22 protein-coding genes and 4 pseudogenes are annotated in these 25,936 nt (G+C 62.0%); 9 read left to right on the top strand and 17 right to left on the bottom strand.

The features are described from left to right. Nucleotides 1–327 precede the first annotated feature (327 nt). The 3 pseudogenes from CK227_RS37660 to CK227_RS34305 all read right to left on the bottom strand — a co-directional run. Nucleotides 328–559, bottom strand: a pseudogene (locus CK227_RS37660) (IS5/IS1182 family transposase); the annotation flags it as partial. 86 nt (nucleotides 560–645) lie between these two features. After that, nucleotides 646–1,690: pseudogene (gene fni / locus CK227_RS34310) on the bottom strand (type 2 isopentenyl-diphosphate Delta-isomerase). An 88-nt stretch (nucleotides 1,691–1,778) separates the two neighbouring features. Next, a pseudogene (locus CK227_RS34305) lies at nucleotides 1,779–2,672 on the bottom strand (hypothetical protein); the annotation flags it as partial. Nucleotides 2,673–3,574: 902 nt separating this feature from the next. Between CK227_RS34305 and CK227_RS34295 the strand changes: the two are divergent. From CK227_RS34295 to CK227_RS34280, 4 genes are read left to right on the top strand one after another with little or no spacing between them, the layout of a single operon-like run. Further along, the gene (locus CK227_RS34295) at nucleotides 3,575–3,871 is read left to right on the top strand and encodes a DUF2604 domain-containing protein (protein ID WP_024505654.1); all 297 of its coding nucleotides are present in this window, start codon (nucleotides 3,575–3,577) and stop codon (nucleotides 3,869–3,871) included. Beyond that, nucleotides 3,864–4,481 carry a putative metal-binding protein gene (locus tag CK227_RS34290; RefSeq protein WP_024505653.1) on the top strand — a complete coding sequence of 206 codons (618 nt, stop codon included), beginning with the start codon at nucleotides 3,864–3,866 and terminating at the stop codon, nucleotides 4,479–4,481. The genes CK227_RS34295 and CK227_RS34290 overlap by 8 nt, the downstream gene beginning before the upstream one ends. Beyond that, the gene (locus CK227_RS34285; protein ID WP_024505652.1) at nucleotides 4,478–4,966 is read left to right on the top strand and encodes a Mov34/MPN/PAD-1 family protein; all 489 of its coding nucleotides are present in this window, start codon (nucleotides 4,478–4,480) and stop codon (nucleotides 4,964–4,966) included. The genes CK227_RS34290 and CK227_RS34285 overlap by 4 nt, the downstream gene beginning before the upstream one ends. 3 nt (nucleotides 4,967–4,969) lie before the next feature. Beyond that, entirely contained in the window at nucleotides 4,970–6,529 is a 1,560-nt protein-coding gene (locus CK227_RS34280) for an E2 ligase fold family C protein (RefSeq protein ID WP_024505651.1), read from the top strand. 206 nt (nucleotides 6,530–6,735) lie between these two features. Here the strand turns inward: CK227_RS34280 and CK227_RS34275 are convergent, their stop codons facing one another. The 7 genes from CK227_RS34275 to CK227_RS34245 form a co-directional block, all read right to left on the bottom strand. After that, entirely contained in the window at nucleotides 6,736–9,204 is a 2,469-nt protein-coding gene (locus tag CK227_RS34275) for a S8 family peptidase (RefSeq protein WP_063169237.1), read from the bottom strand. A 17-nt stretch (nucleotides 9,205–9,221) separates the two neighbouring features. Then, on the bottom strand, nucleotides 9,222–10,208 hold the full coding sequence (locus CK227_RS34270; RefSeq protein ID WP_024505649.1) for an ATP-binding protein: 987 nt from the start codon (nucleotides 10,206–10,208) through the stop codon (nucleotides 9,222–9,224). A gap of 355 nt (nucleotides 10,209–10,563) precedes the next feature. Then, nucleotides 10,564–12,534 carry a relaxase/mobilization nuclease RlxS gene (gene rlxS / locus CK227_RS34265; protein WP_063169238.1) on the bottom strand — a complete coding sequence of 657 codons (1,971 nt, stop codon included), beginning with the start codon at nucleotides 12,532–12,534 and terminating at the stop codon, nucleotides 10,564–10,566. A 178-nt stretch (nucleotides 12,535–12,712) separates the two neighbouring features. Continuing rightward, nucleotides 12,713–13,396, bottom strand: a complete 684-nt coding sequence (locus tag CK227_RS34260; RefSeq protein ID WP_024505647.1) for a lytic transglycosylase domain-containing protein — start codon at nucleotides 13,394–13,396, stop codon at nucleotides 12,713–12,715. Continuing rightward, nucleotides 13,384–13,932 carry a S26 family signal peptidase gene (locus CK227_RS34255; protein ID WP_024505646.1) on the bottom strand — a complete coding sequence of 183 codons (549 nt, stop codon included), beginning with the start codon at nucleotides 13,930–13,932 and terminating at the stop codon, nucleotides 13,384–13,386. Before CK227_RS34255 ends, CK227_RS34260 begins: the two co-directional genes overlap by 13 nt. After that, on the bottom strand, nucleotides 13,929–14,198 hold the full coding sequence (locus tag CK227_RS34250; protein ID WP_024505645.1) for a helix-turn-helix domain-containing protein: 270 nt from the start codon (nucleotides 14,196–14,198) through the stop codon (nucleotides 13,929–13,931). Before CK227_RS34250 ends, CK227_RS34255 begins: the two co-directional genes overlap by 4 nt. A gap of 181 nt (nucleotides 14,199–14,379) precedes the next feature. Then, the gene (locus CK227_RS34245; protein WP_024505644.1) at nucleotides 14,380–14,703 is read right to left on the bottom strand and encodes a DUF736 domain-containing protein; all 324 of its coding nucleotides are present in this window, start codon (nucleotides 14,701–14,703) and stop codon (nucleotides 14,380–14,382) included. Between the two features lie 1,010 nt (nucleotides 14,704–15,713). On the opposite strand from CK227_RS34245, the gene CK227_RS36520 reads away from it, so the two are divergent. The 3 genes and pseudogenes from CK227_RS36520 to groL all read left to right on the top strand — a co-directional run bounded on the left by CK227_RS36520 (nucleotide 15,714) and on the right by groL (nucleotide 18,138). Continuing rightward, on the top strand, nucleotides 15,714–16,061 hold the full coding sequence (locus CK227_RS36520) for a hypothetical protein (RefSeq protein ID WP_063169239.1): 348 nt from the start codon (nucleotides 15,714–15,716) through the stop codon (nucleotides 16,059–16,061). A gap of 62 nt (nucleotides 16,062–16,123) precedes the next feature. After that, nucleotides 16,124–16,417 (top strand): annotated as a pseudogene (gene groES / locus CK227_RS34240) (co-chaperone GroES); the annotation flags it as partial. A 65-nt stretch (nucleotides 16,418–16,482) separates the two neighbouring features. Beyond that, nucleotides 16,483–18,138 (top strand): chaperonin GroEL, encoded by a 1,656-nt coding sequence (gene groL / locus CK227_RS34235; protein ID WP_063169240.1) that lies wholly within the window; start codon nucleotides 16,483–16,485, stop codon nucleotides 18,136–18,138. Between the two features lie 157 nt (nucleotides 18,139–18,295). Here groL and CK227_RS34230 read toward each other — a convergent pair whose 3' ends face one another. The 3 genes from CK227_RS34230 to CK227_RS34220 all read right to left on the bottom strand — a co-directional run bounded on the left by CK227_RS34230 (nucleotide 18,296) and on the right by CK227_RS34220 (nucleotide 21,700). After that, complete coding sequence (locus CK227_RS34230; RefSeq protein WP_063169241.1) at nucleotides 18,296–19,297, bottom strand: zincin-like metallopeptidase domain-containing protein; 1,002 nt, start codon at nucleotides 19,295–19,297, stop codon at nucleotides 18,296–18,298. Between the two features lie 732 nt (nucleotides 19,298–20,029). Further along, nucleotides 20,030–20,314: a thioredoxin domain-containing protein gene (locus CK227_RS37655; protein ID WP_224570942.1), complete on the bottom strand. Its 285-nt coding sequence runs from the start codon at nucleotides 20,312–20,314 to the stop codon at nucleotides 20,030–20,032. 171 nt (nucleotides 20,315–20,485) lie between these two features. Beyond that, nucleotides 20,486–21,700: a cation:dicarboxylase symporter family transporter gene (locus tag CK227_RS34220; protein ID WP_210326676.1), complete on the bottom strand. Its 1,215-nt coding sequence runs from the start codon at nucleotides 21,698–21,700 to the stop codon at nucleotides 20,486–20,488. Nucleotides 21,701–22,406: 706 nt separating this feature from the next. Between CK227_RS34220 and CK227_RS34215 the strand changes: the two genes are divergently transcribed. Further along, complete coding sequence (locus tag CK227_RS34215; RefSeq protein WP_024505560.1) at nucleotides 22,407–22,796, top strand: hypothetical protein; 390 nt, start codon at nucleotides 22,407–22,409, stop codon at nucleotides 22,794–22,796. A gap of 189 nt (nucleotides 22,797–22,985) precedes the next feature. On the opposite strand, the gene CK227_RS34210 is transcribed toward CK227_RS34215, so the two are convergent. The 3 genes from CK227_RS34210 to CK227_RS34205 all read right to left on the bottom strand — a co-directional run bounded on the left by CK227_RS34210 (nucleotide 22,986) and on the right by CK227_RS34205 (nucleotide 24,003). After that, nucleotides 22,986–23,231 carry a hypothetical protein gene (locus CK227_RS34210; protein WP_063169243.1) on the bottom strand — a complete coding sequence of 82 codons (246 nt, stop codon included), beginning with the start codon at nucleotides 23,229–23,231 and terminating at the stop codon, nucleotides 22,986–22,988. 174 nt (nucleotides 23,232–23,405) lie between these two features. Then, on the bottom strand, nucleotides 23,406–23,540 hold the full coding sequence (locus tag CK227_RS37935; RefSeq protein WP_256754986.1) for a hypothetical protein: 135 nt from the start codon (nucleotides 23,538–23,540) through the stop codon (nucleotides 23,406–23,408). Continuing rightward, nucleotides 23,533–24,003, bottom strand: a complete 471-nt coding sequence (locus CK227_RS34205) for a hypothetical protein (RefSeq protein WP_224570941.1) — start codon at nucleotides 24,001–24,003, stop codon at nucleotides 23,533–23,535. Before CK227_RS34205 ends, CK227_RS37935 begins: the two co-directional genes overlap by 8 nt. Before the next feature lie 599 nt (nucleotides 24,004–24,602). Here CK227_RS34205 and CK227_RS37650 point away from each other — a divergent pair. Next, entirely contained in the window at nucleotides 24,603–24,851 is a 249-nt protein-coding gene (locus CK227_RS37650; RefSeq protein WP_063169245.1) for a DUF6074 family protein, read from the top strand. 365 nt (nucleotides 24,852–25,216) lie between these two features. Here CK227_RS37650 and CK227_RS34195 read toward each other — a convergent pair whose 3' ends face one another. Then, entirely contained in the window at nucleotides 25,217–25,849 is a 633-nt protein-coding gene (locus CK227_RS34195) for an acyl-homoserine-lactone synthase (protein ID WP_063169246.1), read from the bottom strand. Nucleotides 25,850–25,936: the final 87 nt, after the last annotated feature.

Below are 25,936 nucleotides of genomic sequence, written 5' to 3'. Positions count from 1 at the left end.
TCTCCGAGCGATTGCCGCCGGCCCATGACGAGGTTTACCGATAGGGCGCAATATGCGTGCCAAAGGAAAAGCGGTTTAAATACACGGCAATCCGCCTATGTCGCATCCCCAACATCGTCGCACACCGGACAATGCCGGACGAAATTGTCCCGGGGCGTCAAATTGGTTTGATGGTGACCCAAGGAGTTCTGGCTTTATCTGAGGCGTTCGGCCTTTTTCGAAAGCCGGACTCTTCGCGCGTTTCCGACGGCCCGAAGCGCCTGATCAAAGCTGACGGCATTCCCGGGTCTTGGCCTTGCCACAGCAGCACCTGCTGCATCAATTCCGACGGACGCTGTAGAACACCTGCAACACACGGCCCGCAGCAATTTCTCCGGCGCAACGCTGGGGCGACCGCCTTTGGCACTGCAGGCGTACATGCCGGAAAGGATGCCGTCTAGCCGCACCAGCGCTCCATTGATCATCAGCCGGTGCGGGCACCAGGATGACCGGCTGGAACGAAATCTTCCAACCGCTTCATCGTGAACAGCTGCTCCATGAACACATCGCTCCCGTCAATCGAGCCGTCTCGCCAGGGGGATCAATAGTCTGTCTTTGGCGTAGGTATTTCAGCAGCCTGCTGTTAGCGTGCGGACGACGCCGACATCAACCGGCGGACAAATGCGACGAGGGCAACAAGCGCGCCTGACGCAACGCCGCCAGATCAGCCGAGCCCGTGCAGAAGCAGGCGACGGCCAACTGGCGGATGACGATCTCGAAATGCGCGACAACGGCCCCGGTGGACACTGTCGCCGCGCCCAGCACGCTGGCCGCCTGCCCGGCGATGTCCGCGCCCAGGCGGATGGCCTTGGCCACGTCGACGCCATCGCGGATCCCGCCCGACGCGATCAGCTTCACCGTTGGCAGCGCCCGACGCACCGCCTGCACGCTGGTCAGGGTGGAATCCCCCAATCGGCGAATGACATCGCCACTGCACGGTCGGCGGCATTGCGGGCGCGCTCGCCCTCCACTGCGGCCCAACTGGTGCCGCCGGCGCCGGCGACATCGATTACCGCCACGCCCGCCTCGACGAGCGCACAGGCACCGAGGCGGACAGGCCCGCCCCCACTTCCTTGGCCACCATCGGCACGCCCACGATGCGCGCGGCGCCAGCGATCAGCGCCAGGACGCCGCGCCAGTTCGCGGTCGCCCTCCGGCTGTACCGCTTCCTGCAGCGGATTGAGATGGACGATGAGCCCATCGGCCTCCAGCGCGTCCACCGCGCGACGCGCCAGGTCCAGGCCGTCGGCCTCCCGCAGTTGCGCGGCGCCGATATTGGCCAGCAAGGGAATGTCTGGCGCCAGGCGGCGCAGCGCGCGCGTTAGCCCCTGGGAGTTGCGGGATTGCAGGCTCACACGCTGCGAACCGCACATGGCGATCCCCAAGGCTTGCGCTGCCTCGCTCAAATGCCGGTTGATGGCCTCGGCCCGTGGCATGCCGCCGGCCATAGAGCTGATCAGCAGCGGCGCGCGCATAGCCTTGCCCAGCAGCGAGGCGCGCAGGTCGATCTGCGTCAGGTCCAACTCGGGCAGTGCGCAGTGTTCGAGATGGATGTACTCCCAGCCAGCGGCCACCGTGGCCGGCGCCGTTCGCCGATCCAGCACGATGTCCAGATGTTCGTCCTTCCCCGGCTCAGGGCGGTGTCGCTCATGCTCGCTCCATCCGTAGCAGCGGGCGACGGCGTTGCGTCGGATCGAACCGACGGCAGCGCGCCCAAGCCGCCGCCTCCGGCGCGTCCAGGCCGACGCACGCTGGCCTCCCCCTGCAGCGTCGCTGCGATAGCGGCTGGTCGAAGTCTGGTAGTACTGCGCGCGGATCGCCGCCATCGCCTCGATCAACGGTCCCCACGGCGCGGGAAAGCATTCTTCCGCCATCACCCGGTGCAGCATGCGCGTATGGCCGGCCAACTCGTCGTTGAGGAACTCAACCACAGGCATAGCCGGATAGCGCTGCAGAAGCAGGATCGCCGCGTTATCGCCGGCCGACCTGTCCTTGTCGCGTCCATGCAGATCGTTCTGCAGGCGCCCTATCACTGAGATGAGCCGCAGGACCTGGCGAAACGCTGGACGCGCGCGCAAGGTCGCCATGTCCAGCCCCCACAGCAGCGACAGGCAACAGAACACGGTCCCGTAAGCGATCGAATCGATGCCGTTGTGCAGGTACTCGGCGTAAGACCAGCGTCGCGCCCCTGCCGCCTGCGCGTGTCCGGCGCGCAGCGCCGCGCAGTAGCACCGGGTATAGTCGAGAAGCCGAGCATAGTCGTGACGATCGTAAGCGAGCGCAGCCAGCGAAGCGCGCAGCTGAGCGCAGCCCTCGAATCCGGAGAGCACGCACGGTACGCCGTGCCCCAGCGCCTGCTCCAGGGCGGCGAGCTGCTCCGGCGCGATCAGGCCAACGTCGTTGCAATCGTCTAGCCAGAACAGCAGCGCCAGTTCGCGATAGAACGCCACGATCAGCGTTTCGTCCTGCGGATCGCGGCCGGTGCGGGCGCTGGTGTCGCGCAGGCTCGGGTGAATGCGTTGCAGGATATACTGGCCGCCCCTTACCGCTTCCTCAGCATGCTCATCCGCGAAACCGGTCAGGGCACGCCCCCACTCAAGCACCTGCTGCAGCGCGCGTTCGGTCTGGATCATGGCGCCGCCCCTGCTCCCTCGGCTACGACGCGCCGCCCACAACGAAGCGCCAGCCACAACCCGGCGAGACCGCATCTCCGCGCCATAACGGCGATCGCGAAGTTATCGATCCGATTGCCAGTTGCTGATGCAAGCTCTTGTGAACGGCCGTTAGGACCGGCCCGCAGCCTCGCCGGCAGTATCGAGCAATCCGCTTGCGCCGGCTCGCCATAGCAGGCGAGGACGGCAAGGTCGCCGGCGGCAAACGCACGCGAGCACATTGCAAGCGACATCCGCGAACGCGGCGCCGACTGGTCAGCCTCCGCCTCGGTGCCCGCATATGTCCGCGAGTCGAGCAGCGCCTTCGCCACGAAATGAGCAGAACGCCTTACGAGCATCGACCGCCGGCTGCTGCGCATGCGCGATGATGAGGCATGGTCTCGCAGCGGACCCGTTCCGACAGATGCTGCACCAGGGACGAGGCGACCTTATCCAACAAGGCACCACTTGCGCTGTTTGTGGAGACGAGCGTCGGCTGCATCCATGCGGCTGCTTGAGTGGTGAAGACTCTGAACGACGGTTCCTACGGCGCTGCCGGCGCAATCGGCTGCTTGGGGGACGCGTGACGCAGTCAAAGCTCCCCTTGCCAAGCACGGAGCAGGCGAGTGAGAGAGCAGATGAATAGGCGTGTCGCCAATATTTTTGCATTGCTCTAATCGATTATAGTTGTGAGGAGCAATTTGAGACCATTTACTTGCGGCTCAAGTCACCCATAAAAGAAGGCAAGCACCGATTCGGTAGCTTATCCCCTGTCTTTCGCGTACTCGCGGCCGTGGCGCCGGGTGAACGATTGAAGACCGCCGGTCTCACTCGCAGGTGGGCGCCAGGGCGTGGGGCGGTTGGCAAGCCACAGGAGTAGGACAATGTCGAAGGATTCGGGTAAGGGCGATAATCACGGCGGCGGACCGGGCAAGATCGAGATCACGGTGGTGGTGAACGGCCAGCCCACGCAGGTCGAAGCCAATCCCAACCAGCCGCTTCACGTCATTCGTACCAAAGCCCTTGAGAACACGCAGAATGTCGCCCAACCAGCCGAGAATTGGGAATTCAAGGATGAGGCCGGCAACTTGCTCGATGTCGACAAGAAGCTTGGCGACTTCGGTTTCCCGAATACTGTGACCCTGTTCCTCAGCCTGAAGGCGGGCGTCGCAGGTGCCTAAACACCAAAGTGTGGATCCGGAGGTCTCCCGAGCGAAGTTTGATCGGGAGATCGGCCGGTTCCGGCCATATGCTGATGTCTATCGGGCTCAGGGCTGCTTCTTGATCGAGGCGACCTTTCCGCGCGCTTTCTTCATTTTCGCCAGCCCCAAGTTAAAGCCACGGGTGGTCAGCGCAGCGAGCGAGGTCGACTTCACCGACTACGACTTAAGACCACCGTCCGTGGTCTTCGTCGATCCGTTTACGCGTCATCCGATTGCCCGGAAAGATCTATACCTGAAAATGCTTAGACGTCCGCCGCTGCCCGGAACGCCGCCGGAGATGATAGGAGCTCTCATCCAGCAGAACGCCGTGCCGCTGACGGACTTCATCCAGGCCAACAGTCCCGAGGACGAACCATTCCTGTGCATGGCGGGCGTCCGGGAATACCACGACAATCCAGCCCATTCAGGTGATCCATGGCTGCTTCATCGGGGTTCTGGCGAAGGCTGTTTGGCCTTCATCCTGGACAAGATCATCAAGTACGGAATCGTTCCTATAGAGCAGTTGCAGATTCAACTCCAACCGACAATCGTAGGAATGGTGGTATCCCCTCAGGCGATACAAGAATGACTGGTTTGAGAGATGTAACGATCGTGACTCTCCCGCGCGGCTGCATCTCGACCACGCATGGGCATCTGCGCTCAGTTGGTCGCGAGGGCAATGAGGGGATGGCGCTCTGGGTCGGCGTTCAGCAAGAGCGGCACTTTGCCGTAACAGAGACGGTTATCCCGGCGCAGCGTCACATTCGGACAAACGATGGCGTTTGCGTGATCGTTGCGGCCGAAGAACTGCACCGGCTCAATGTCTGGCTCTACAAAAGCGGCCTGAAACTCTTGGCCCAGATTCACAGCCATCCGGGCCGCGCCTACCATTCGACGACGGACGACGCTTATGCGGTTGCTACCACGGTTGGGTGTCTGTCGCTGGTAGTGCCGAATTTCGCCCGCGAGCCTTTCGATTTTGCTCGGGTCGCCGCCTATCGGCTTGACGAAAAGGCCAAATGGAATGCGCTCCCTCCCGCGGCACTGTCGCGAATGATCATGATATCGAGTTGAACAATGGCATTCGCTAACTTCATCGATCGCGCCGCCACGGCGGCATCTCAGGTCCTGGCCGATTTTCATCTGGGAGACTTCAAAGCAGCTCTTGAAAAGCAGGTCGTGGCAGTCGCCTTCGACCATCAGGCCGCTTCCTGCGCCGAAGGCCAGGCGACACTAGATCTTGCGGTGAGATTGCTCGCTAGGCTCTACCCGGTTCTGGCGATACTCCCGCTGGACAGCGCGGCGAGCTCTCAAGCCCAAGCGCTGGAGCGCTTGGCAAAGTCGATCAATCCAAAAGTCGGCATCCGGCGTTCCGGCAAGTCTGCCACCGTCTGCGTCGTTGCAGGGGTAACGCGCCCATCACTCCGGTGCCCGATCTTTTTCGTGGGATCGGACGGTTGGGCGGCAAAGCTGTCGCGTACGGACCCGGTGGGCTCTGGCCCAAGTCTGCTGCCTTATGGAGCTGGCGCCGCCAGTTGCTTCGGCGCCGCCAACGTCTTTCGAACTATCTTCGCTGCCCAGTTGACCGGCGCCGAGTTGGACGAAACCATCGACCTCTCGCTATGCAGCTACGACAAGACCAAAGCCGGAGAGCCTGGCCCGATCGACTTCCCAGTCGACCTTGGCGAAACCCACCTCGTTGGGCTCGGTGCGATAGGCCATGGCTCGCTTTGGGCGCTAGCGAGACAACCCGATCTCAAAGGTCGTCTGCATGTAATCGATCACGAAGCGATCGAACTCTCAAACCTGCAGCGCTACGCATTGGCTGGCCAGGCGGAGATTGGTATGTCCAAAGCGGTTCTTGCAGCCACCGCCCTTAGATCGACTGCCCTTGAGGTCGAGGCGCACCCTCTGACGTGGGCAGAATATGTTGCGCGCCGGGGCAATTGGGTCTTCGACCAAGTGGGTGTGGCGCTTGACACCGCCGCCGACCGTCTGGCTGTCCAAGGTGCACTGCCGCGATGGATCGCAAACGCTTGGACGCAGGAGCACGATCTCGGTATCTCCCGGCATGGTTTCGATGACGGCCAGGCTTGCCTTTGTTGCATGTACCTGCCATCCGGAAAATCCAAGGACGAGCACCAGCTGATTGCCGAGGAACTCGGAATACCGGAAGCACACGAGCAGGTGAAAACGCTCCTGCAGACCAATGCCGGAGTTCCCAACGACTTTGTAGTTCGCGTGGCTACAGCGATGGCTGTGCCGTTTGAACCGCTAGCCCCGTTTGTCGGCCAGCCCCTGCGCTCCTTTTATCAGCAGGCTATCTGCGGCGGTCTGGTGTTCCAGCTTAGCGAAGGAAGTCGCCGCGTTCGAACTGTGGTTCCGATGGCCTTTCAGTCGGTGCTTGCCGGGATTATGCTTGCCGCGGATTTGGTCAAACATAGTGCGGGGTTTCCCATGAGCCCGACGACGAGCACTCGGGTGAATCTTCTGCGCCCCCTTGGCTCTCACTTGCACGATCCGAAGGCCAAGGACTCCAGCGGCCGCTGCATCTGTAGCGACGACGATTTCATTGCCGCTTACAGGCGCAAATACGGCGAGCGCGTTGATCAGGTAAGCGATGTCTCGGCCGCCTAAACAGACGCGCACCTCTCCGTAGACGCAGGGGGCGCGGCTTGTGGGCGTGACCATGGGCGCCATTATCACACGCTTGGCCCGCTCCTTTGCCGGCCTATCGTCCTCCGCGCATGATCCCTGTTGCCGACGTGATGATCCAGCACCAGCCGCCATGGCACCAGAGGCTGGTCAAACCTCCGTTGTTGGCCGATTTGGACAGTGCTGCATCAGGTCTCGACCGACGTCTCGACAGTCAGGGCTGCTTCGACGGGTGTGAAGATGTCAACATCGACCCCAGGCGCCCGCATCGTCACAATCAGGGCGTACCGAGCCAGAGCGTCGACGCGTTCCAGGTAAGGCTTCTCCTTCCACCAGCCCCCGACCGGGAACACGCCGATCGCATCACGCTCGGCGAGATCGGCGGCGCTGCCCGACCAGAAATCGGCGTGCAACGAGCCGCGATCGCGGAAGGTGCCGAGCAGCCACTCTTCTCCGCCTCCAGCAGGCGCCCCTTCCTCCTCGTCCCGAGCGGCCTGATTGATGCGGGCTCGGAATTCGTCGACTGTCTCGGTCGCTGACTTTACTCTGAACCGAAGACCATGGGACGCGTAACGATGCCGGCGGGTCCATCCGCGTTCACCGGGGTTGGGTTCGATGAAATAGGACAGCGTGACGCGGAGCTCGACCTGGGCAGCGCCGAGCGCCGCGAGCTGCTCCTTCGGCCAAGGCAGGCGATGCAGCTTCATGTCACGCGTTTTGGCAGCCGCGCCGCCCTCGCGCTGGAAAGGCTGAAGCTCATCTTCAACGATAAGCGTGAGGTCGTTCACCGTTGACAGAAGCGCGCGCCCAAGATCTGGCACGCCGTAACCATAGCGCCGCACGAGCGCCTGGATCTCGCCCTTCGCTCCGTTGCACGCATCGATGCGTGCGCGCATCGCCGGAGTCCATTCGGCCGAGTGGACGATCAGGGCGCGAACCGTTTCAGGCCACAGCTCGGGGCGCGCTGATAGAATTAGTCCCGCCATCCGTGCGGCATGGGCCGTTGCCGCGCTCGTATCTCCGAGGGTGGTGAAGTGGCGCAGTTCGGGTCGATAGAAAGTGGTCAATATCTGCAGATCGTCGATCGGCTCGCCAGGCAACACACCGTCATGGGCGAGATTGCCGCCTTCGAAGACGACCTCGGGCTTCACCGGCCACTGCCTGTCCCAAACGACCGAAGTGCGACTGCGCGGCGAGAGCTCGCCGACCGGCGCGATCGGAGCGTAGCCCGCAAAGTCGGTGTCAATGATATCGACCTTTTCTGTGAAAGCGCCGACCGTCAGCGCATTCCAGGCCTGAGAAGGATCATCGACTGCTTCCAGATCGTTGCGCGTCAAATGCTCGGCCGGCATGAGGTCATCGCCGATGTTGCCGGCAGAGAGAACGATCAAGCGTCGCTGCTCCTCTTCGAAACAGAGTTGGTCGATAGCGGCAGACCACGATGTGGGCCTTCCACGCGCCGGACTGGCGCTTGTCACAGCCATTGCGATCGCGCGGCGGCGCTCCGGCGCCTGCACCTCGGCGCGGGCGATCGCTTCCGCGGTGATCGAGCCATAGAGTTCTGGATCGTTTGCCTCGTCTTCTGGCGGAAGGATACGGACACTCTCCAGCCGAAAGGGCAATGGAACTGGATCGCCTCCGACCAGGAGCGGGACCAGATCACCGTACAGGCCGACACCTGCCATTCGCGTCCCGTGGCCGCTCCACGCAGGTGTGTCGTCGCTGCCCCATGCCGGTTTGACGGTGTGCCAGTCTTCAACGGCAAGTGCGGGTTCGATCAACGGGTGGGTGCGACGTACGCCGCTGTCGAGAATGCAGACCGCAATATCGGATTGAGGCGGTCTGACGCGCCCGAGAAGCTCGTCGCTCCAGTCCCTTTGCTCCGCGCCGCCAAGGCCCATGAAGAAGGACGGCGTATCCTTCGCGCGCCGCAGCTCGGCGACGACATCGCTGTGCGCAATCATGCGGTCGAGCATTGCCGTGCTGGCGAGTGCCAGCATGACCACCCGCTCCGGAAACCTGACCGCATGCGTGCGCAAAGTGATGTTCAGGGCTTCGGCAATGTGCTCGAAGTTCTCGCGGCGACCGTCGCGCAGCCAGACTTCCCACCACACCTGCTCGTCAGCGGCCTGGGGGAAGAGGTCGTCGTGGTCGGTAAACAACGATCGTGCAGTCGCCAGCCTGACTGTCTCCATGCGGGAGACGAGCGGCTCGTTGCGCGGTCTGCCGCGGTCAGTGTCAACGTCTCGATACGCCTCGACTTTCCGCAAATAATAGGCTTGCGCGCTTTGCGGCAGGAACACCGACGCTGTGATGGGAGCACCGGGTTGAGTTGGCTCATGGACGGCGACCAGCTCCATGTGCTGGCGACGATCGGCCAACTGGTCGAGGGCCGCCCGTCCGGACATGGGCAGATCGATCTCGAGGTAAAAGCCAGGCGTGCCGACCGACAGCTGGGGGTCACGCGCCGCAATCTGCTGGCGTGCACTTTCGACCGCTTGTTCGATGGATTGCGTCAAGGCCGCAGCATGCGACGCCCGATCACGCGCCGGCAGCGGCGGTGCATGTATAAGTTGGTTGGGCCGCCGATAGGCTTCCCGAATGCCGTTGTTGCGAAGGTGGATATGGGCGCGGTCGCGCGGAAAATCGTCTGCCATTATGATCTGTGCTGTCGCTACTCAGACAGCGAAGCCTGCCGGCGTTCCTTCAGAGCGTCGATGAGCGCTTCCGAGGTGATCCGCTTCCCCCCCCGCAATATGATGGTTTTTGCAGCGTCGTCGGCCGCGCGGGTGATCTCGGCCTGCGACAGTCTCTCTGCCTGAGAGATCGCCTCGTTCCAGGCAAGCCCTCTGGTGTCGAAGCGGTCGAGTCGAGCCCGAAGCAGCGCCTCGATAATCGGCCGATCGGGCACGGCGTATTCGATGACATCGTCGAAACGGCGGAACAAAGCTCTGTCGAGCAGCTCGGGATGATTTGTTGCCGCAATAATCAGGCTGTGGCTGTCGTCTTGCTCGAGAAACTGCAGAAACGAATTCAGCACGCGCCGAATCTCGCCAACATCCTGGCGTTCGCCTCGACGCGCGCCGATGGCATCGAATTCGTCAAAGAAGTAGACGCCCCGCGTCGCCTGCATTGCATCAAAAACAAGCCGCAGCTTTCCGGCAGTCTCTCCCATGAACTTGGTGATCAAACCATCGAGGACGATCATGAAAAGGGGCAGATGAAGCTCCCCGGCCAATGCCGATGCGGTCATCGTCTTGCCTGATCCTGGCGGGCCGACCAGAAGCAGTTTGCGACGGGGAACAAGCCCGTGCTCGCGCAAGCTTGCTTGTTGGCGCTGCTCTCCCAGCACGCGGTGCAGGCGCGAGCGCAGACTGTCCGGCAAAATCATGTCCGTCAGTCGCAGGTCCGGATAGCGCACATGCAGGAGGCCTGCGAGTTCGCCCTTTGGCTGAAAAAGGGGAACCGGCCGACTGCTCTTGGCAATCCGGGCGTCCCTGCTCTTGGCTGCGTCGACCAGATCCTTGAGCTCCTGAGCAAGCTTGCCATGGCCTTGACGTGCCTCATGCGCAGCAAGCTGCATCGCGATAGAGAGGAAACGATCCTCGTCGCCGGCAATGTGGCTTTTAAGCAGCGTCACGATATGGCGGGCCGTGGTCATGGCTCTCTTCTGGGGTATCCGTTTACTTGGCGAAGCGCATGCAACCTAAACGCTTTCAACGGCGATTTGTAACGCGCAATGGTGTTTTTTCTCTTGTCGATGTTCGCCCGTGGCAACTTCAGCGGTGAACTGTTGCGCCGCGGTCATAGGCCAGCCGGAATAACGCCGGCCAGCAGACAACAGTCCGCATCTTCGAGCGCTCGAAGTCTGGCCACTCACGCAGCGTGTCGGGTCCGAACGCTCCAAAGCCGCCCCGCCTGGCAGGTCCATGCGACCGATTGCGGGCGTGCGGCCATAAGGTCTACGCGGGCTCGCATGGCTGCCCGCGCCGCTGGCTAAAAAGCTGTACACCATCTCACGAAACACCAGGTCCGCTCCTTTGCCGGCCGACGGTCCATGAAATCCCCTCCCCACTCACGACACCGGAGACCTCCTTGCCCACATGGCGCTCAAGCACCGGCCGCCATGGCACCAGCGTGAACTCGCGCGACTTTTCAACGACGGCATATTTTCCGCTGGCAAGCTCGACGGAGCGGCGGAGCGTACCCTCTACTCGTCCTCCGAATCGCGCTTCGGCATAGGGCAGGCCAAGTTCCTCCGACAGTTGGCCAGCAACACGGTTCAGTTCTCGCTGGCGCAGGATCGAAAGCATGTTGGCTCGATAGACGATCCCATCCTGTTCTTTATGCGCGAGGCCTTGCGCGATCAGCCACTGCCGCCGGCGAGCTTGCGCCTCTCTCACGTCGCGGCCGAAGCCGGATCCGTGCAAAGGCTCGGGTCTATCGGCAACCAGCTCCCGGTCGAGCCAGGTGGCGCCGTTGAAGCTGACCTGTCGCTCCAGCGCCATTGAGGAGAGCTTGTCGGCAACGACAGGCTCGGCCCTGGCCCGCTGGCCCTCATAATTCGCGACGCGATCGAGATGGTCCGGCGCGATGAGCCAGGTGCCGTTCGGCTCTCGCTCAACGCCGCCGGTCGCGCGGCGGATCGCCTCCAGCCGCCGCACATGCGTTCGCGCAAAGCTCTCGGTGGCGGATGGGTCATGCTTCAGGTGCATATCGACGTCGTAACGGCCGCCATGCGCGGCGGCGATTTCGGCGATGGTACGATCGACCTGCCTCGGCTCGGTGTTCCTTGGCGCGACACGCACGATGCAGCCATTAGGCATCGTTTCCATCGCCTCGCCTCTACCGATGTTGATCCAATGGCTCTTACCGTCGACGGCGTCGACGATCATGTAATGGCGGTCATTGATCTCGTCGGCCAGTCCACGCGCGACAACGCGACCGACGAGAGACTGGACGGGCTCGCCGGATCGATCGTGGATCACCCAGTCGGCGGCCCTGCGGGCAAGCCCCTTGCCGGTCAGTTCGCGGTGCATGGTCTTGATGATGTCGCCGCGTTCGCCGGTGCGGCGCAGCGTGGCTTCGAGCTCATCGTCGAGGCGCCAGGAGCCAGCGCCGACCTCCGCGGCCAGACCCATCCGCTCGAGCTTGCGCAGCCGTCCCTGGTGCAGCGTCTGGCGAATGGCGTCGGGACCGCCCGGCGAGACCAGGCCGTCATCATCACGCATGCTGAGCAGCCGACGGTCGATGCTGGTGAAGCGTTCCTGCTCCATTTCCCGGCGCAGGCGAAGCTCAATCTCGCGGTCGGTTCGCGGACCGAGATCGAGGCTGACCAGCTCGGCCGCCCGCTCGCGGATGCCAGATGAGATATATTCGCGCGCGATGACCAGGTTCTCGCCACGGTCGTCCCTGCCACGGACGATGATGTGGCTGTGCGGGTGGCCGGTGTTGAAATGATCGACCGCGACCCAGTCGAGCTTCGTGCCGAGGTCTTCCTGCATCTGCGCCATGAGCCGCCGCGTCAGCGCCTTGAGGTCGTCGTACTCGATGCCGTCTTCGGCAGCGACGATGAAGCGGAACTGATGGCGGTCGCCGTCCGCGCGATCGATGAACGCCTTGCCGTCGACGCGGCCGCTGTCGGCGCCGTAGAGCTCGCCAGGTTCACCTTCGCGGGTGACCCCGTCGCGCTGAAGATAGCGTAGATGGGCACGCGCCCCGTCCGCGCCCTTGCCGGCGAGCTTGACGACCCGCGCCTTGACGATCACCCGGCGCTGGCGGAAGGCGGCATACCGGTCGCGCGATTTCAGCAGTGCGGCGGCCGCCCCGCCGCGCCCTGTCCGGCTTCCTGTGAAGCGACCACCGCGTTGCGGCCGGCCGCCAGCCCGGTTGATCGCCGCACGAACCTGGCCGGCATAGCGTTTGCCGGCCTTCGAGCCGCGCGACCCGATTTTGCCGAGCTTCGGCCTGAACTCGTCATCCTTAATGCGAGCCTCCCAGACATATCAAGCAAAATCAGACACTTACACGTCAAACCCTCTTGGCACCGGCGGCAGCCTCCCGGAAAAACGATGTGCAGACAAAGATTTAACCGCCTCCTGGAGGCGGTACCTTTATCTTGCCTTCCGCGCCCAGCCCCGCCAGACGCGCCCCCGTCCGCCATGGCTAACGCACCGGCTCCTTCGGCTGCGCGCCGTCCTTGCCGAGCGGCACGAAGAGATCGCCGTTTCGCACGCCTGAGTGAACACCGTCATGAATGAAGAACAGCGACCGTCCGAGAGGAGCGATTTGCGCCTTTGGAGCGACAGATTGGCTTTCGAACGCCTCGATGTCGGCCGCCGAAACTCCGGCCGCCTTGAGTTGGTCGAGGTACTCGACGGTCTCTTCTGGCAGCGGTTTGCCACGCTTCAAATGCTCGTCGTAGCGCTCGGGACCGGCATTGTAGGCGCCAAACAGGCCAGGAAATCCGAAGCGGTCATACATGGCACTGAGATAGGCCGTGCCGGCCAGGATATTGTCGCGCGGATCGTGGGGGTTAGGCCCAAGGCCGTGTTCGACCCGCATCTCTTCATAGGTGCCGGGCATCACCTGCATGAGGCCCATGGCGCCAGCGGGGGAGGTGATGGGGCGGCCGCCGCGCATTGTCTTGCCGCCGCTTTCGGCAGCCATGACGGCATAGATCCAGGCTTGGGGAATATGGAAGCGCCGGCTTGCTTCCGATACCAACGTCTGCCACTTTCGCAGCTGCGGACTTTGGGAGATGGCGACCGGCTCAGCGCCGGTCGAGGCGGAACAGGCGCATGGCGCAATGGCGATCATGCCCAACAAGAGGAGGGTCACTCGGTCCATAGTGGTACGAGCCTCCCGATGACATTTTGAGTGGGAACAGGCCCGAAATAGCGGCTGTCGAAGGAGCGGTTTTTGTCGCTGCCGAGCAGGAAAACCTCGTTATCCCCGAGCGCTCGGCAGCCGTTCCACCATGGCAAAGGTCGGCCTTCGGCGTCGATTTTGAGCCGGCGCGCGACGATGTCGCCGCCGATGATGATGGCGTCATTGAAGGCGCAGACATTATCGTCCGGCAGCGCTGCAAGACGTTTTGCCAGCGGCACATTGCGAGGCAGATAGCTGCGCTCGGCGGCGAGATACGCCGCGTATTCAGGCGGGCGCACGAGCACGAGATCGCCACGCGCCAGCGCTCCCGCAGCGATGCGGTAAAGGCCGATCGGCGCGCTGGCCGAGGCGTTCCAGACCAGCCAAGGGGCGGGCTTTCCCAGCGCCGTGAAGCCCAAAAGACCGAGACCGGCCGCGGCCAAGGCGACCGTCTTACGGGCTCGAACACGCCTCAGGCGGCTGCCGATCAGATGGATGGAAGGGCGCCGCCTCATGAACGGCCTCCCGTGCCGCCCTGGCCGGAACCGGCCTTGCCATCGCCGGCGATGGAGTGCTGCGGGTGTCCTTTCGACCAATGGTCGAGTTCGTCGATGTGATAGCGGACATAGCGGCCGTGCTTGCGGAATTTCGGGCCGCCGCCCTTGAGCCGCATCTTTTCGAGCGTGCGCTGGGAGAGCCCGATATAGAAGGCGGCTTGGGCTGTGCTGAGAAACGGGCTGCCCTTTTTCGCGCGGGCCGCGCGTTCGTTTTCGTCGTCCATGATGATCCTCGTTTCGCTTCGGACAAGCGAGGGCGAGGATGGGCGAGGGAGATCGTCTCGGGGACGGGCGAAGAGTCGGGGGAGAGTTTTCGCCGCCCTTTAGGGCGGACGGGGTTTGGGTGGAACTCCTGGGAATGAGCCCCGCGCCGGGGCTGCGGCGCGAGGCTCTTATCTCGGCCGGTCAGTCGGCCGGGTTCCAGATGATGGCGTAGGTGTCGTGATCGTCCTGGCCGGCGGCTCGGCCGAGATTGGCGTAGAGCTTGCGCGGTCCGAACTCCGGCGCTGCAATCGACAGGCTCACATAATCCTTGCCGGAAGTCTCGCCGGTGCGGATCCAGCCAGCGCCGACTTCGACCCCTTGCGTAAGCACCCGGAAGTCGGGATGGTTATCGGCGCTCTTGGCCTGGTTGGGGACGATATCGATGTCGGCGCGGACGCTGAGCGTCTTGAACTGGCCCTTGTAGGCGCCGTTTTCCTGCTTGTTGACGTAACCGATCGCGGTCATTTCGAAGTCTCCTTTTGTGGTTTCGCCGGGGACCATCCCCTGCGATGGCGCACCGTAATGGGCGCGTCAGGACCGCCTGAATCCGACAGGGCCGCAGCGACAGTGAAGGACCCGAGCGGGCAGCTTTTTTGTGAGCGAAGCGGCGCGAGGAAGCCGCCGCAGGCGGCGGGGAAAAAAGCTGATGGCGCGAGGGTTTCGGGCGGCCGGACCCGCCCATAGGTCGACAAGCCAGCCGCAGGGATGGTCCTTGGAGAGAGCATGGAGACCGCTCGCCAAGTGCGGTCTGTCAGCCAAGCAGGACGCCGGGATGAAACGGCCTGCAAAGATGCTGCGCCCTTATGCCGGATCGAGATCGTGCCAGCGGGTCGGGCGCCAGAGCAGACATCCGGCATGGTGCGATCTATGAAAGCAGGGCTCGCCAGCGGGAATTTGATACGCGAGGGGGCCAAAGTAAGGCTGGATGAGAAGCCGGTGCTACCTGCAGGTCCAGTGTCATGTGGCGGCGCTCGGGAAACCGCTACGCAATGTAACGCGCTCTTATGAGGCGAACAGACCGGCCCCAAAACCGATCGACCGGTGGTCGGCGCGAAACGCGTCATGCCTGTCCGAAAGCTGACAGTGGCAGAAGACGCATGTCGGGTTCCGCACAATTGACCATGCTGGATTTGTGAGGTTTTCAGGGAGAGCCATGCGTTCACTTCCCAGTGAGCTTTGGCACGGCATTTGCTCTTGATGTGGCAACACGGATCGAAGGTTGACTGCATGCACAAGCGCGAGATGAGCAATGCTCTCCTTTCCTGGAGGCTTGGCAGCAGATTCGATTTGACGTTGCGAGGAGCTTCAGCCGCTCGCGGCGGAAGTGATCTCAAATCTGAAGGCACCGTTGGGGCCGCAGCCATCAAACACATCTTTCTCTTTTTCGCAGCTCGTCTTCAACGCGATGCGGACTTCTTCGCGTCGACGGCGGCCGAAGGTGGAGAAGGGGCTCGACTTGCAAAAAGGAGTTGTCAATGACGTCTTACGTTCGCACCAACAGCCCGGCGCAGGTGCGCTCACTGTCCACCTTTGGCAAGCATCTGCAAAGGAGCGTGCTGACGGCGACGCTGCTTGCCGCGGCTTCGACGGGAAGTGAAGCGCAGCCCTATGTTCGTGCTGACGGCAGCACGACTGACGACTTGGAAGCGGCGCGAGCAAGTTGGCGTCATGACGCCGAATTCAATGGAAATGTGGGGCTCGCAGCCATCAACGCGGATGCCGCGTATGCGTTGGGTTCCACCGGGGAGGGGGCCAGAGCTCCTCGCCTGCCCTCGTCCGTCTTGACGAGTGCCCGCTTACAGCCTACCTCACTATCGCGTTAGCACTCGTCCATCGCGAGTGCTAACAAAAACCCCTCAACAGCGCACCAGGGAAAAATCCGAAAATGGCAAAGTCGAAGTTCCGCCCGCTGCATGACCGCGTGGTCGTTCGCCGGGTCGAATCCGAATCCAAGACCGCTGGCGGGATCATCATCCCCGACACGGCAAAGGAAAAGCCGCAGGAAGGCGAGATCATCGCTGTCGGCTTCGGCGCTCGTGACGAAGCTGGCAAGCTGGTCCCGCTGGACGTCAAGGCCGGCGACCGCATCCTGTTCAGCAAGTGGTCGGGCACGGAAGTCAAGCTCAATGGCGAAGACCTTCTGATCATGAAGGAATCCGACATCATGGGCATCATCGGCTCATATCAGGCCCTTTCGTCAACTGAATTCCCGGGCTCGATTGAAGCCCCTGCCAGGAGCTAAAAATGGCTGCCAAAGACGTAAAATTCTCCCGCGATGCCCGCGAGCGCATGCTGCGCGGTGTCAACATCCTCGCTGACGCGGTGAAGGTCACGCTCGGCCCCAAGGGCCGCAACGTGGTCATCGACAAGTCGTTCGGCGCCCCGCGCATCACCAAGGACGGCGTCACCGTCGCCAAGGAAATCGAGCTTGAGGACAAGTTCGAAAACATGGGCGCGCAGATGGTCCGCGAAGTTGCTTCGAAGACCAACGACATCGCTGGCGACGGCACCACGACCGCGACCGTTCTGGCGCAGTCGATCGTCCAGGAAGGCCACAAGGCCGTTGCCGCCGGCATGAACCCGATGGACCTGAAGCGCGGCATCGACCTCGCGGTAACCGACGTCGTTGCGACCCTGATCAAGAACGCCAAGAAGATCAAGACCTCCGAAGAGGTTGCCCAGGTCGGCACCATCGCCGGCAACGGCGATGCTTCGGTCGGCAAGATGATCGCCGAAGCGATGCAGAAGGTCGGCAACGAAGGCGTCATCACGGTTGAGGAAGCCAAGACCGCCGAGACCGAACTCGAAGTCGTCGAAGGCATGCAGTTCGACCGCGGCTACCTCTCGCCCTACTTCGTCACCAACGCCGACAAGATGGTTGCCGAACTCGAGGACGTCTACATCCTCCTGCACGAGAAGAAGCTGTCCAACCTCCAGGCCATGCTGCCGGTTCTCGAAGCCGTCGTGCAGACCTCGAAGCCGCTGCTCATCATCTCGGAAGACGTCGAAGGCGAGGCTCTGGCCACGCTGGTCGTCAACAAGCTGCGTGGCGGCCTGAAGATCGCCGCCGTCAAGGCGCCGGGCTTCGGTGATCGCCGCAAGGCCATGCTGGAAGACATCGCCATCCTCACCGGTGGCCAGGTCATCTCGGAAGACCTCGGCATCAAGCTCGAGAACGTCGGCCTCAACATGCTCGGCCGCGCCAAGAAGGTGTCGATCTCCAAGGAGAACACCACCATCGTCGACGGCGCCGGCAAGAAGGCCGAGATCCAGGGCCGCGTTGCCCAGATCAAGCAGCAGATCGAAAAGACCACTTCGGACTACGACAAGGAGAAGCTGCAGGAACGTCTGGCGAAGCTCGCCGGCGGCGTTGCGGTGATCCGCGTCGGCGGTGCGACGGAAGTCGAAGTCAAGGAAAAGAAGGACCGCGTCGATGACGCCCTCAACGCGACCCGCGCGGCCGTCGAAGAAGGCATCGTTGCTGGTGGTGGCGTCGCGCTGCTGCGCGCTTCGGCCAACATCAAGGCCACCGGCGTCAATGCCGACCAGGCCGCCGGCATCAACATCGTGCGTCGTGCGCTGCAGGCTCCGGCCCGCCAGATCGCGGCCAACGCCGGTGCGGAAGCATCGATCGTTGCCGGCAAGATCCTTGAGAACAAGGGCGCGACCTTCGGCTACAACGCCCAGACCGGCGAGTATGGCGACATGATCGCCATGGGTATCGTCGATCCGGTCAAGGTTGTCCGTACGGCTCTTCAGGACGCGGCCTCGGTCGCCGGCCTGCTGGTCACCACCGAAGCCATGATCGCGGAGGCTCCGAAGAAGGAGTCGGCTGGCGGCGGCATGCCTGGCGGCATGGGCGGCGGCGGCATGGGCGGCATGGGCGGCATGGATTTCTAATCCAGCTCTGGCAGCTTTCGCAACGAGAGGGCGGCATCAATGCCGCCCTCTTTTTTTGCGAACCTCGGTCCGATGAACGATCGACGCCAACGCCGGCCATCGGCGTTAGGGCAACCTCAAAAGAACTGTCGAGTTGGTTGCGCGCGGCTTTGCGTCATCAGAGGCGCAAGGCGGTCGCGTGTGAGGATTGCGCGCTCCCATAGGCGGTTTCGGCATGTGCCTCGCCTTCGACATCGACATTGCGGCCAAGCAGGAAATCGGCGGCTTTCGAGGCATGGCTTGCGGCGCGGAAGATGGCGCGGTTGTCCTCGCGCAAAACCGTCAGCCATGAGCCGATGTAGTCGGCATGGCGCACGGTCGGCTCGATGCCGAGACTGCTGCAGATGAAGGCTGATGCGATTTCGGCGACCAGTTCCTCGCGCGCATAGGTGTTGGACCCGAAGGAGCCGGACAGGTCGCGCGCGAGTCGCCTCGGGTGGCCGGTCCAGTGGCCAAGCTCGTGAAAGCAGGTCCGGTAATAGTCGATCTGGTGGAAGAAAGCCGGCTGCGGCGGCACCTGTATGGTGTCGCTGCCGGGCATGTAGAAGGCGCGCTCGCCGCCGACGCGAAAATCAGCGCCGGTTGCATGAATGAGCGCCTCGGCCTGCGGGACCATCTCGCGCTCAGGCAGAGGCTCGCCGGCGGCGTAAAGATGTTCGGGCAGATTATCGCACTGCGCGACATTGAAGACGGTGAAGCGCTTCAGGAAGGGCACCGCCTGCGGTTCGTCGCCATCGGTGTCGGCGCGTTGCTTTTCGTTCTTGGGAACAAAGCGGTCAGCGTGAACGATGGTGGTGCCGTGCTCGCCCTTCCTGACATTGCCGCCAAGCGAAAGCGCCTGCCGGAAGGTGAGCCAGTTCTGGCTGGGGAAACCGCGCTCGATGACCGCGCCCCACAGGATCAGGATATTGATGCCGGAATATCGGCGCTGGGTGGCCGCATTCCGCGGCAGGCCGAGGCCTGTCCTTGCCCTGCCCCACGGCTTGACCCATGGCACGGTGCCGCGCTCCAGTTCGGCAATGATGCGGTCGGTGATTTCCTGATAAAGGCTGGCGCCGGTGCGCCCGCCGCTGTCTGCGCCAGCCTGTCGGCTGCCGCAACGTTTGTTGTTTGCACGCATCGTGATGTCCTCCGCTCTACAATCGCGCGCCCTCCCCGGAAGCGGGGTGGGCGGCAAAAGCGACCGGAAAGGCCCGCCGTCGGAGGCGGACTGCATCAGCAGGACCGGAACGGAGTGGAGGACCCGAAAGCGACAAGCGAAGGGTTGCGGGACGCCGCGGCGGGCCTAGAAGGGAGTGCTGCCCACCCTGCGCCAGGGGGAAGGCCACAATAGAAAGACGCCGGCCGACAGGCCGGCGACCGTCAGCAGCCGAAGGCTGCCCCGCGCCAGGGGGCGATGCCGCAGGGCCAAGACCGCCTGAGCTTGCCGAAGAAAAGCGGGCTCGGTTCACGAGCACCCGGCCAGCGACTTCAGGCGCGGGCGCTCAGGATTGTTGTTGGCGCCCACGGCAGCTGGATGACCGCAACAAGATTACGAGGAGCGACAGCAAAGCCAGCTGCCACAAACGGCACGCTCCGGCAACAACAGCGTGGCCGGTCTACAGATGCTGCCCCGCACGAGAGCCAGCACGCTTTGAGCGCGCATCGGCGATGCAAGCGTTGCAAGCTGGCCATGTCCACAAGGTCGGCGACCACTATATCGCCGACCACCAACGCGGGCGTACCGTCTAAGTGCAGACCTTTCGCGAGTGCGCGGACGCGCGCATTTCATCTGCGATGGCCGGATCTTGCATTCCCGCTTGAGCTGCTCAACGTCAAGGCCTACACGCGCTGCGATCTTGAGAGTGACCCTTCAACTGGGGGAAATCATAAGGGCGCGGTGGAATTCGTCGAACTTTCCCTGTTTTCTCGAGGCGAGTGCGGCGAAGGCTGGGAATTGGGAATCCGGTCCCAGGACCGGGAACTGTTTGATCACAAGCTTCAGATTGGGCTCATGCTTGAAGGCTTTTTGGTAGTTGATATCAGCCAGTCTGCAATGCGGACAGTTGTGGTAGTCATTGAATATGACCAGAACGGCATCGCCTTGCGGGTTGCCGGCGATTGGCGAAGGAGATCGTTGTCGAATGCGCCGCTCCACTTTTGCCTGTCGGTCGACCACGCCTGCCGGTGCAGGTTCGCGCTATATTGGCTCGCCAGCAAGGCGAGGAGTAAAAGAAGAGCTGCGACAGTGATGGCAGTCGGCTTAGACATGAGTCTCCAATCCATGGACGGCGTGGCAGCAACGGCCGCCTTTTTGGTGTAAAATGGGTCAGTTTTGATCGTGCCCCGCAGTTGCTACAGGCGCACAGGTGCCGGTGCGATCTGGCGGTTTCTCAAATACGGCTTTGCGCCATCGGGTCCACCCCAATAGCTGAGCGTCGTTCGCACGGGGAATTGTGTTCACCACGCCGGGCGACTTGACCGTCCACCGCCAGAGCGCTGAACGGTCCGCTAGTGAGGCGCTCCCCGAATCGTCGTTTATCCCGCTCGCCCCGGACCGGGTGACAGCCAGCGTTGCCGCTACGCTGCGGAGAAAAACCGTCAGCGCGTGGCATTCGGACATAAGCTGATCGACGCCAAGAATAAGCCCCACGGAGGTGACCGGTGCGGCCGGAACAAGAAAGAGCGTTGCAGCCATTGTGACGAGGCCTGCACCGGTAATGCGGGTTGTTCCGTTCGAAGGGAACAATGCGACAAACAGCATGAGGATCCGGCAGCCGATCGGGAGATCAGTTTTCGTCGCTTGGGCGATGAAAAGGGCGGCGAGCATCATATTCGTGCCGTCCAGATTGAATGGAATGAGACCCACGACCGAATGCGTGGCGCCGGCCTTTTCCATCTTCTCCATGAGCGAGGCCAGCGCGGCCTCTGAGGAGGACATTGCGAGCAGCAGCTCGTCCTTGATGTATCGGACGAGAGAGAAGAGCGAGCGGCCGTTGTAGCGGCAGACCGCGCCGAACAGGATCGAGAGGAACAGGACCGAGAGGAACAAGACTTGCAGGATGTCGCCTTCCGCGAAGGCACTGGCAATCGTTGACGGGATGATGTTCATCAGGAAGCTGGTCACGGACTGCTCGTGAGCCGTGGCCACATAGCCCTTAACGGCTTCGACATCGAGCGAGGCCGGATCGATGTTGAGGCCGGCGCCAGGCTGAACGATATTCGCGACAATCAGCCCGACAAGGAGTGCTAGCGTCGAGAAGGTAAGGAAATAAACCATCGCCTTGGCGGCAACTCGGCCGACCTTCTGCAGATCGCTCATGCCGGCAATGCCGGTCGCCATTGTCAGGAAGATGACAGGTACGGTGATTATCTTGACGACATCGACGAAGGCATCGCAGAGCGGCTTCAGGCTGTGGCCGGTCTCCAAATGGAAATAGCCGATTGCGGCACCCAGGATTATGGCGGCAAGTACCTGCACGTAGGTCCGGGCAAAATGGCGCTTGCGGGGCGCTAAGATCGCGCGGGGAACTCTTGGAACCAACACCGTCTCTCTCCTTGACCGGATCGGGGTGGGGCTCCTCCCTCTCCCATGCAGTGCTCCGGTCGAACGCTGCGCCCACTTCGGCGCAAACGATGTGCCAAATAGCAAGAGGGGAAAACGCGCAGGACCTCACGCAATGCTTGCGATTCGCTCTCCCACACTCGTGCAGTGGTTGCCTGTCGCAACTATGGAAGGGTCGATTCTGGGAACTCCAAAGGCCGCTCTTTGCGTCGACGCAGCTTGGCTGCCTGGAAGGTTCCCTCTTTGCCTTGCGGTCTGCGAGCTGGGTCCAGATGGTCATCATTTGGCTGCGCGCTGCACGGGGCTCGAAAGATTCAATCGAGGACGGGTCCTCTTGGAAAACGGGGGCAGCGTTGGTCAAGCCCTTCCACCCTGCTGTCCCAATGGTGTTCAGAAGCTCAGTTCACGATCAAGCGATGGATCAGCGTCATCTGGCGTTTGCGCCATCGCGGCGGCGTTGCAACGGGTCTGCCAAAGATGAGCAGGCCGCGAGGCAGGGTCCGAGACCTAGACTCCAACCTCATAGCGCGCTCGGCTCGCGTTCGGAAGGTTCGAACCGCAGCACGATCAGGTGGCGACACCGTTGGTCGGAACCGGAACCCGACGAATGATCGTTCGTGACCGACATCTGTGAACAAGCAGTATGTGTCATTGCAATCACCACCCGTTGCGCGGAAATGCCCATATGGCCGTGAATGAACTGGATTTGGTGATTTTCCAGATGGCGGTGGAAAGCGTCCGCTTGCTCTCTTCAAGCTTTGATGAGAAGGCGGCTGAGATAGCCACGAGGAGCCGTGGTAGCCTTCTTTTTGACGTGCGGGTGGACGGTGACCTGGAGGTCCAGCGAGTCGCAGCCATTGGATATCCAGGCGACAAGATCGGTGTGGTGGCATTGGACCGAGAGGGCCTTGTTAGCTGTTGTTGCCTTGTCAATGGCACCTTCTCACCTTTCATTGCACCGTTGGAGAACTGGACCAGCATGCCCCTTTCGATGCAGGCCCAGATCGATGTCACAGGCTATGCGAGGCTCCTTCTGGCCGCCTTGCGAAATGCTGGACATATGCTGGACAGGTAGCATCGCGATGATGTCTGTGATGAGATGGTGCAAACGGCTGGATGAGGCGATCGCTTGCTGGCAGCTTTGGCAACAAAGCGATCGGTGAGTTCGCAATGCTGGAACACGTCCTTTAGACTCTGCAGTTAAGTTAGCGGACTACCATCTGACGAATGCCCTCTGACAGTCTGCATGGCGCGGCATGCCCTCTTAGGAATGCAGCCGTGGTTCTACACCATCGGCTGTTTTTGTGTCGAAGGCGACGGGCACGCCATGAACGAAGGAAGCGGCCGCCAACAGTTCCTCCAACTCGCGGTCGGTGGCCTTGCATGCCGGCATTAGTGTTCGGATGGCGCGGATCGCCTGCGCCATGGAGAGAAAGCGGACCCTTCCCCTGGAAAGGACATAGGCTTCTGCGGCTTTTTCGACGGTGACGGTGTGAAACGAATTGGTCATGACGAATTCCTCCCTGAACCCTGACCAACCCGACTTATGGCACGAATTCGACCGCCTTCAAGCCTATGTCCGATTGCGGACAATCGCTGCGATTCGTTCAAAACCGCTGATGCTTTTGGGCGACCTGGTGAGGGGCAAGGAGACGTCGGCTGAACCCGTTTCAACCGACATGCTTCAGGCAGCGGCCAGGCCGAAATAACGCTGCTCCTCCTTGTCATAAGCGCCATGTGTGAGCTTTATCAATCCGGCACGGTCGATGATCGTGATCTCGCCGCGCTTGGCGTGCACCAGTCCTCGATACTCAAGCATTTGCAGGGCCGTGGTGACCCCGGGCGGTGGGCGCGAGCATGGTCGCCAGAAATTCATGCGTCGGGAGGATCTTATCTCCTTCCGCACGGTCGTGGACCATCAGCTGCCAGCGGGCCAGCCGTTCTTCGACCTTGGAGTGGCCATTGACCAGTGCCGTCCGGCATGATTGGACGAGGAACGCGTGGGCATAGTCCAGCACTGAGGTGCGAAGCGACGGGCTAATCGCAGGGCGAAGGTTTTCAACCGGCAGGCGCCAGGTAGTGCTTTCCTTTCCGAGAATGACGGCAATTCCTTTCATCCCGTCATAGCCGACAATGCCGACTTCACCTTGCCGCCCGCCGGTCATGGTGGCGACCACCGACGCGATGCCCCTCTCGGGAAAATATACGTTCTTGATCGGCTGATGCGCGACCTCCAACTTGTCCTTGATGCCCGGTTCGACGTGATGCAGCGATGGTCGCAAAAGCGCGAAGTCCTGCGGGGTGAGGGCTTCAGCACCTGGTCGCGAAAGAGGGATCGGGCAAGGCTCTCTTCCAACGGGGCAAGAGCGCGTACGTCTTACTGTCGGCTGCACCGAAGTAAATGCCGGCCGATGCCAAAGCATAGGCTTCGAAACGCGCGATTGCAAAGCCCTGTCGGGGCAGTGCAGTCATGCTAGAAGTCGCGCCGCCTACGATAGGCAGCGGATGACATGATTCCCTTCTGCGGCGGCCACCAAGAACGGCTCGGGCACGCTTTAATCGTTCATACACAAGCTCGCAGGAATGTAAGCAGCGGAACAGTCGGGTGATTCGTACCGCCCTGCCCTTTCAGAGATCAAGTCATTGGACGTCAATTCGGCTGGAACGCCTCGTCGAACGGCCCAGGAAAATGCAGCCGGATGAGCAATGGTGGTTCACCTTATGTGCGGTCCCGGATATGCGGTCCGGCGGCTCATCTCCCAATGGCTTGTCGATGGGGAAGTGGAACTCGTCATGTCGCCGCGAACCGTCACCGCGCTAGCGGGGCTCTTTTGAAGACGCCGGTGTTTTTCTTTGTGGAACTGAATCTGTGAGGTGATTGATGCATGAATCAAACATTTGCGTATTTCCGCTGCATCGGCGACGTATATTGGTCGAAAGTATCGCCCAGGCCCTCGAGACCAAGAACGGCGAGGCGGCGAGCGCGTTCTGGCGCTGTGCCGCCAAGAAAATGCTCATTCAATTGTCCGATGTAGGAATTGCGCCAGAGCTCGCTGCGCAGGAGGTTGGAAGCCTTCTTCATGCGGTCTTGGACGACATGGCCAACCGAACGGTAATGCACAAAGCATAGGCTCGGGCGCTGTTGGACCGCGCGTCAGCTCGGGTCCTTATCGGGGGACTGCTCCGACTGGCCGACGGTCCGGCCAAACCGGCATACCGGCAAAGCTTTGAGGTTGCGATCGCTCACGGCGGCCGGTCCAATATTCTAAGACGACCTCAGAAGCCACGTTGGCTTCTTTGGACGAAGCGGAGGGGCGCCATTTTGGCGTGCTCACGCTGGACTGCGGGTTGCGCCTACGGAAATCCAAAGTCCGGCCGCGCGAGCCAATCGACCGGAACAGTCGAAAGCTCGTGGGGCGGGTCCGCTCACCCTCACGGCGGCGGTGGCGGCCGTGAGCAGACTTAACTCAAGTCACGGCTGAGCATCCGCAGGCGCTATGCCGATTGGATGAGAACTGGTTGCCACAACACCGGCCCGTTGAGGCGTCCCCTCCAGCGGATGCGCAAGAGACTGGCGTAGGAAATATCGAGGAAGCCGGCGACTGCCTCGGTGTTGCCGACCTGCTTGGGCTGTCCGATACGTGACAACGGCCAGGTCGCGAGACGAAGGATCCTTTCGATGCGCGTATCTGTCACCGTTACGATCCCGGAGAGATTGTTGGCCAAGCCGAATTCGATGATCCCCGCGAAGAGCTCGTAGGTTGCTTGGGCCAGGCCGCCAGCTGCCTTCGGCGCTGTCGCAGGGAGATCGAGCGCGAAACGACTACTCTCCCAGATATCGGCACTCGCAGGGACCACCATCTCATCCAGCAGCGTCGGAAACGTATCGCGCAACATTGTCGGTCCGGTGGTCGGCAAAAGGCGGACGCAGCCGCAAGTTCGCCAATCGGACCCCTTGAGAAGCAGGTAGACGGGGTTCAGGCTGTCAAACGAGTCCGTTTCCATTTCGCCTTCGGTCTGCACTTCCCAATCGAGCCGCTTCTTGAAAACCCGATACCTAAGTCCGTGCATTTCCTTGAGTTCGCTCGCAAACTCGGCGTAGCAGTCGGGTGTTATCAGCTGCATCATTGTCGTCTCCGTGCGGGATGTGTCCACGCAATCGAAGGGCAAAGCCGTCATGAATGCAGCCTGTAGACCTTTACAGCTAGACTTGGA

It is taken from the genome of Mesorhizobium sp. WSM4308 (assembly GCF_002294905.1).
In the GTDB taxonomy this organism is placed as follows: domain Bacteria; phylum Pseudomonadota; class Alphaproteobacteria; order Rhizobiales; family Rhizobiaceae; genus Mesorhizobium.
The sequence above is the reverse complement of the archived record's forward strand: the minus strand, read 5'-3'. Positions and strand labels throughout refer to the sequence as shown.

Excerpts from the sequence above, each read along its gene's own strand:
- CK227_RS34295 (WP_024505654.1), top strand. The coding sequence starts at position 3,575 with ATGTCGAAGGATTCGGGTAAGGGCGATAATCACGGCGGCGGACCGGGC.
- CK227_RS34285 (WP_024505652.1), top strand. The coding sequence starts at position 4,478 with ATGACTGGTTTGAGAGATGTAACGATCGTGACTCTCCCGCGCGGCTGC.
- CK227_RS34280 (WP_024505651.1), top strand. The coding sequence starts at position 4,970 with ATGGCATTCGCTAACTTCATCGATCGCGCCGCCACGGCGGCATCTCAG.
- CK227_RS34275 (WP_063169237.1), bottom strand. The coding sequence starts at position 9,204 with ATGGCAGACGATTTTCCGCGCGACCGCGCCCATATCCACCTTCGCAAC.
- CK227_RS34270 (WP_024505649.1), bottom strand. The coding sequence starts at position 10,208 with ATGACCACGGCCCGCCATATCGTGACGCTGCTTAAAAGCCACATTGCC.
- CK227_RS34260 (WP_024505647.1), bottom strand. The coding sequence starts at position 13,396 with ATGGACCGAGTGACCCTCCTCTTGTTGGGCATGATCGCCATTGCGCCA.
- CK227_RS34255 (WP_024505646.1), bottom strand. The coding sequence starts at position 13,932 with ATGAGGCGGCGCCCTTCCATCCATCTGATCGGCAGCCGCCTGAGGCGT.
- CK227_RS34250 (WP_024505645.1), bottom strand. The coding sequence starts at position 14,198 with ATGGACGACGAAAACGAACGCGCGGCCCGCGCGAAAAAGGGCAGCCCG.
- CK227_RS34245 (WP_024505644.1), bottom strand. The coding sequence starts at position 14,703 with ATGACCGCGATCGGTTACGTCAACAAGCAGGAAAACGGCGCCTACAAG.
- CK227_RS36520 (WP_063169239.1), top strand. The coding sequence starts at position 15,714 with ATGACGTCTTACGTTCGCACCAACAGCCCGGCGCAGGTGCGCTCACTG.
- groL (WP_063169240.1), top strand. The coding sequence starts at position 16,483 with ATGGCTGCCAAAGACGTAAAATTCTCCCGCGATGCCCGCGAGCGCATG.
- CK227_RS34230 (WP_063169241.1), bottom strand. The coding sequence starts at position 19,297 with ATGCGTGCAAACAACAAACGTTGCGGCAGCCGACAGGCTGGCGCAGAC.
- CK227_RS34215 (WP_024505560.1), top strand. The coding sequence starts at position 22,407 with ATGGCCGTGAATGAACTGGATTTGGTGATTTTCCAGATGGCGGTGGAA.
- CK227_RS34210 (WP_063169243.1), bottom strand. The coding sequence starts at position 23,231 with ATGACCAATTCGTTTCACACCGTCACCGTCGAAAAAGCCGCAGAAGCC.
- CK227_RS37935 (WP_256754986.1), bottom strand. The coding sequence starts at position 23,540 with ATGCTTGAGTATCGAGGACTGGTGCACGCCAAGCGCGGCGAGATCACG.
- CK227_RS37650 (WP_063169245.1), top strand. The coding sequence starts at position 24,603 with ATGCATGAATCAAACATTTGCGTATTTCCGCTGCATCGGCGACGTATA.
- CK227_RS34195 (WP_063169246.1), bottom strand. The coding sequence starts at position 25,849 with ATGATGCAGCTGATAACACCCGACTGCTACGCCGAGTTTGCGAGCGAA.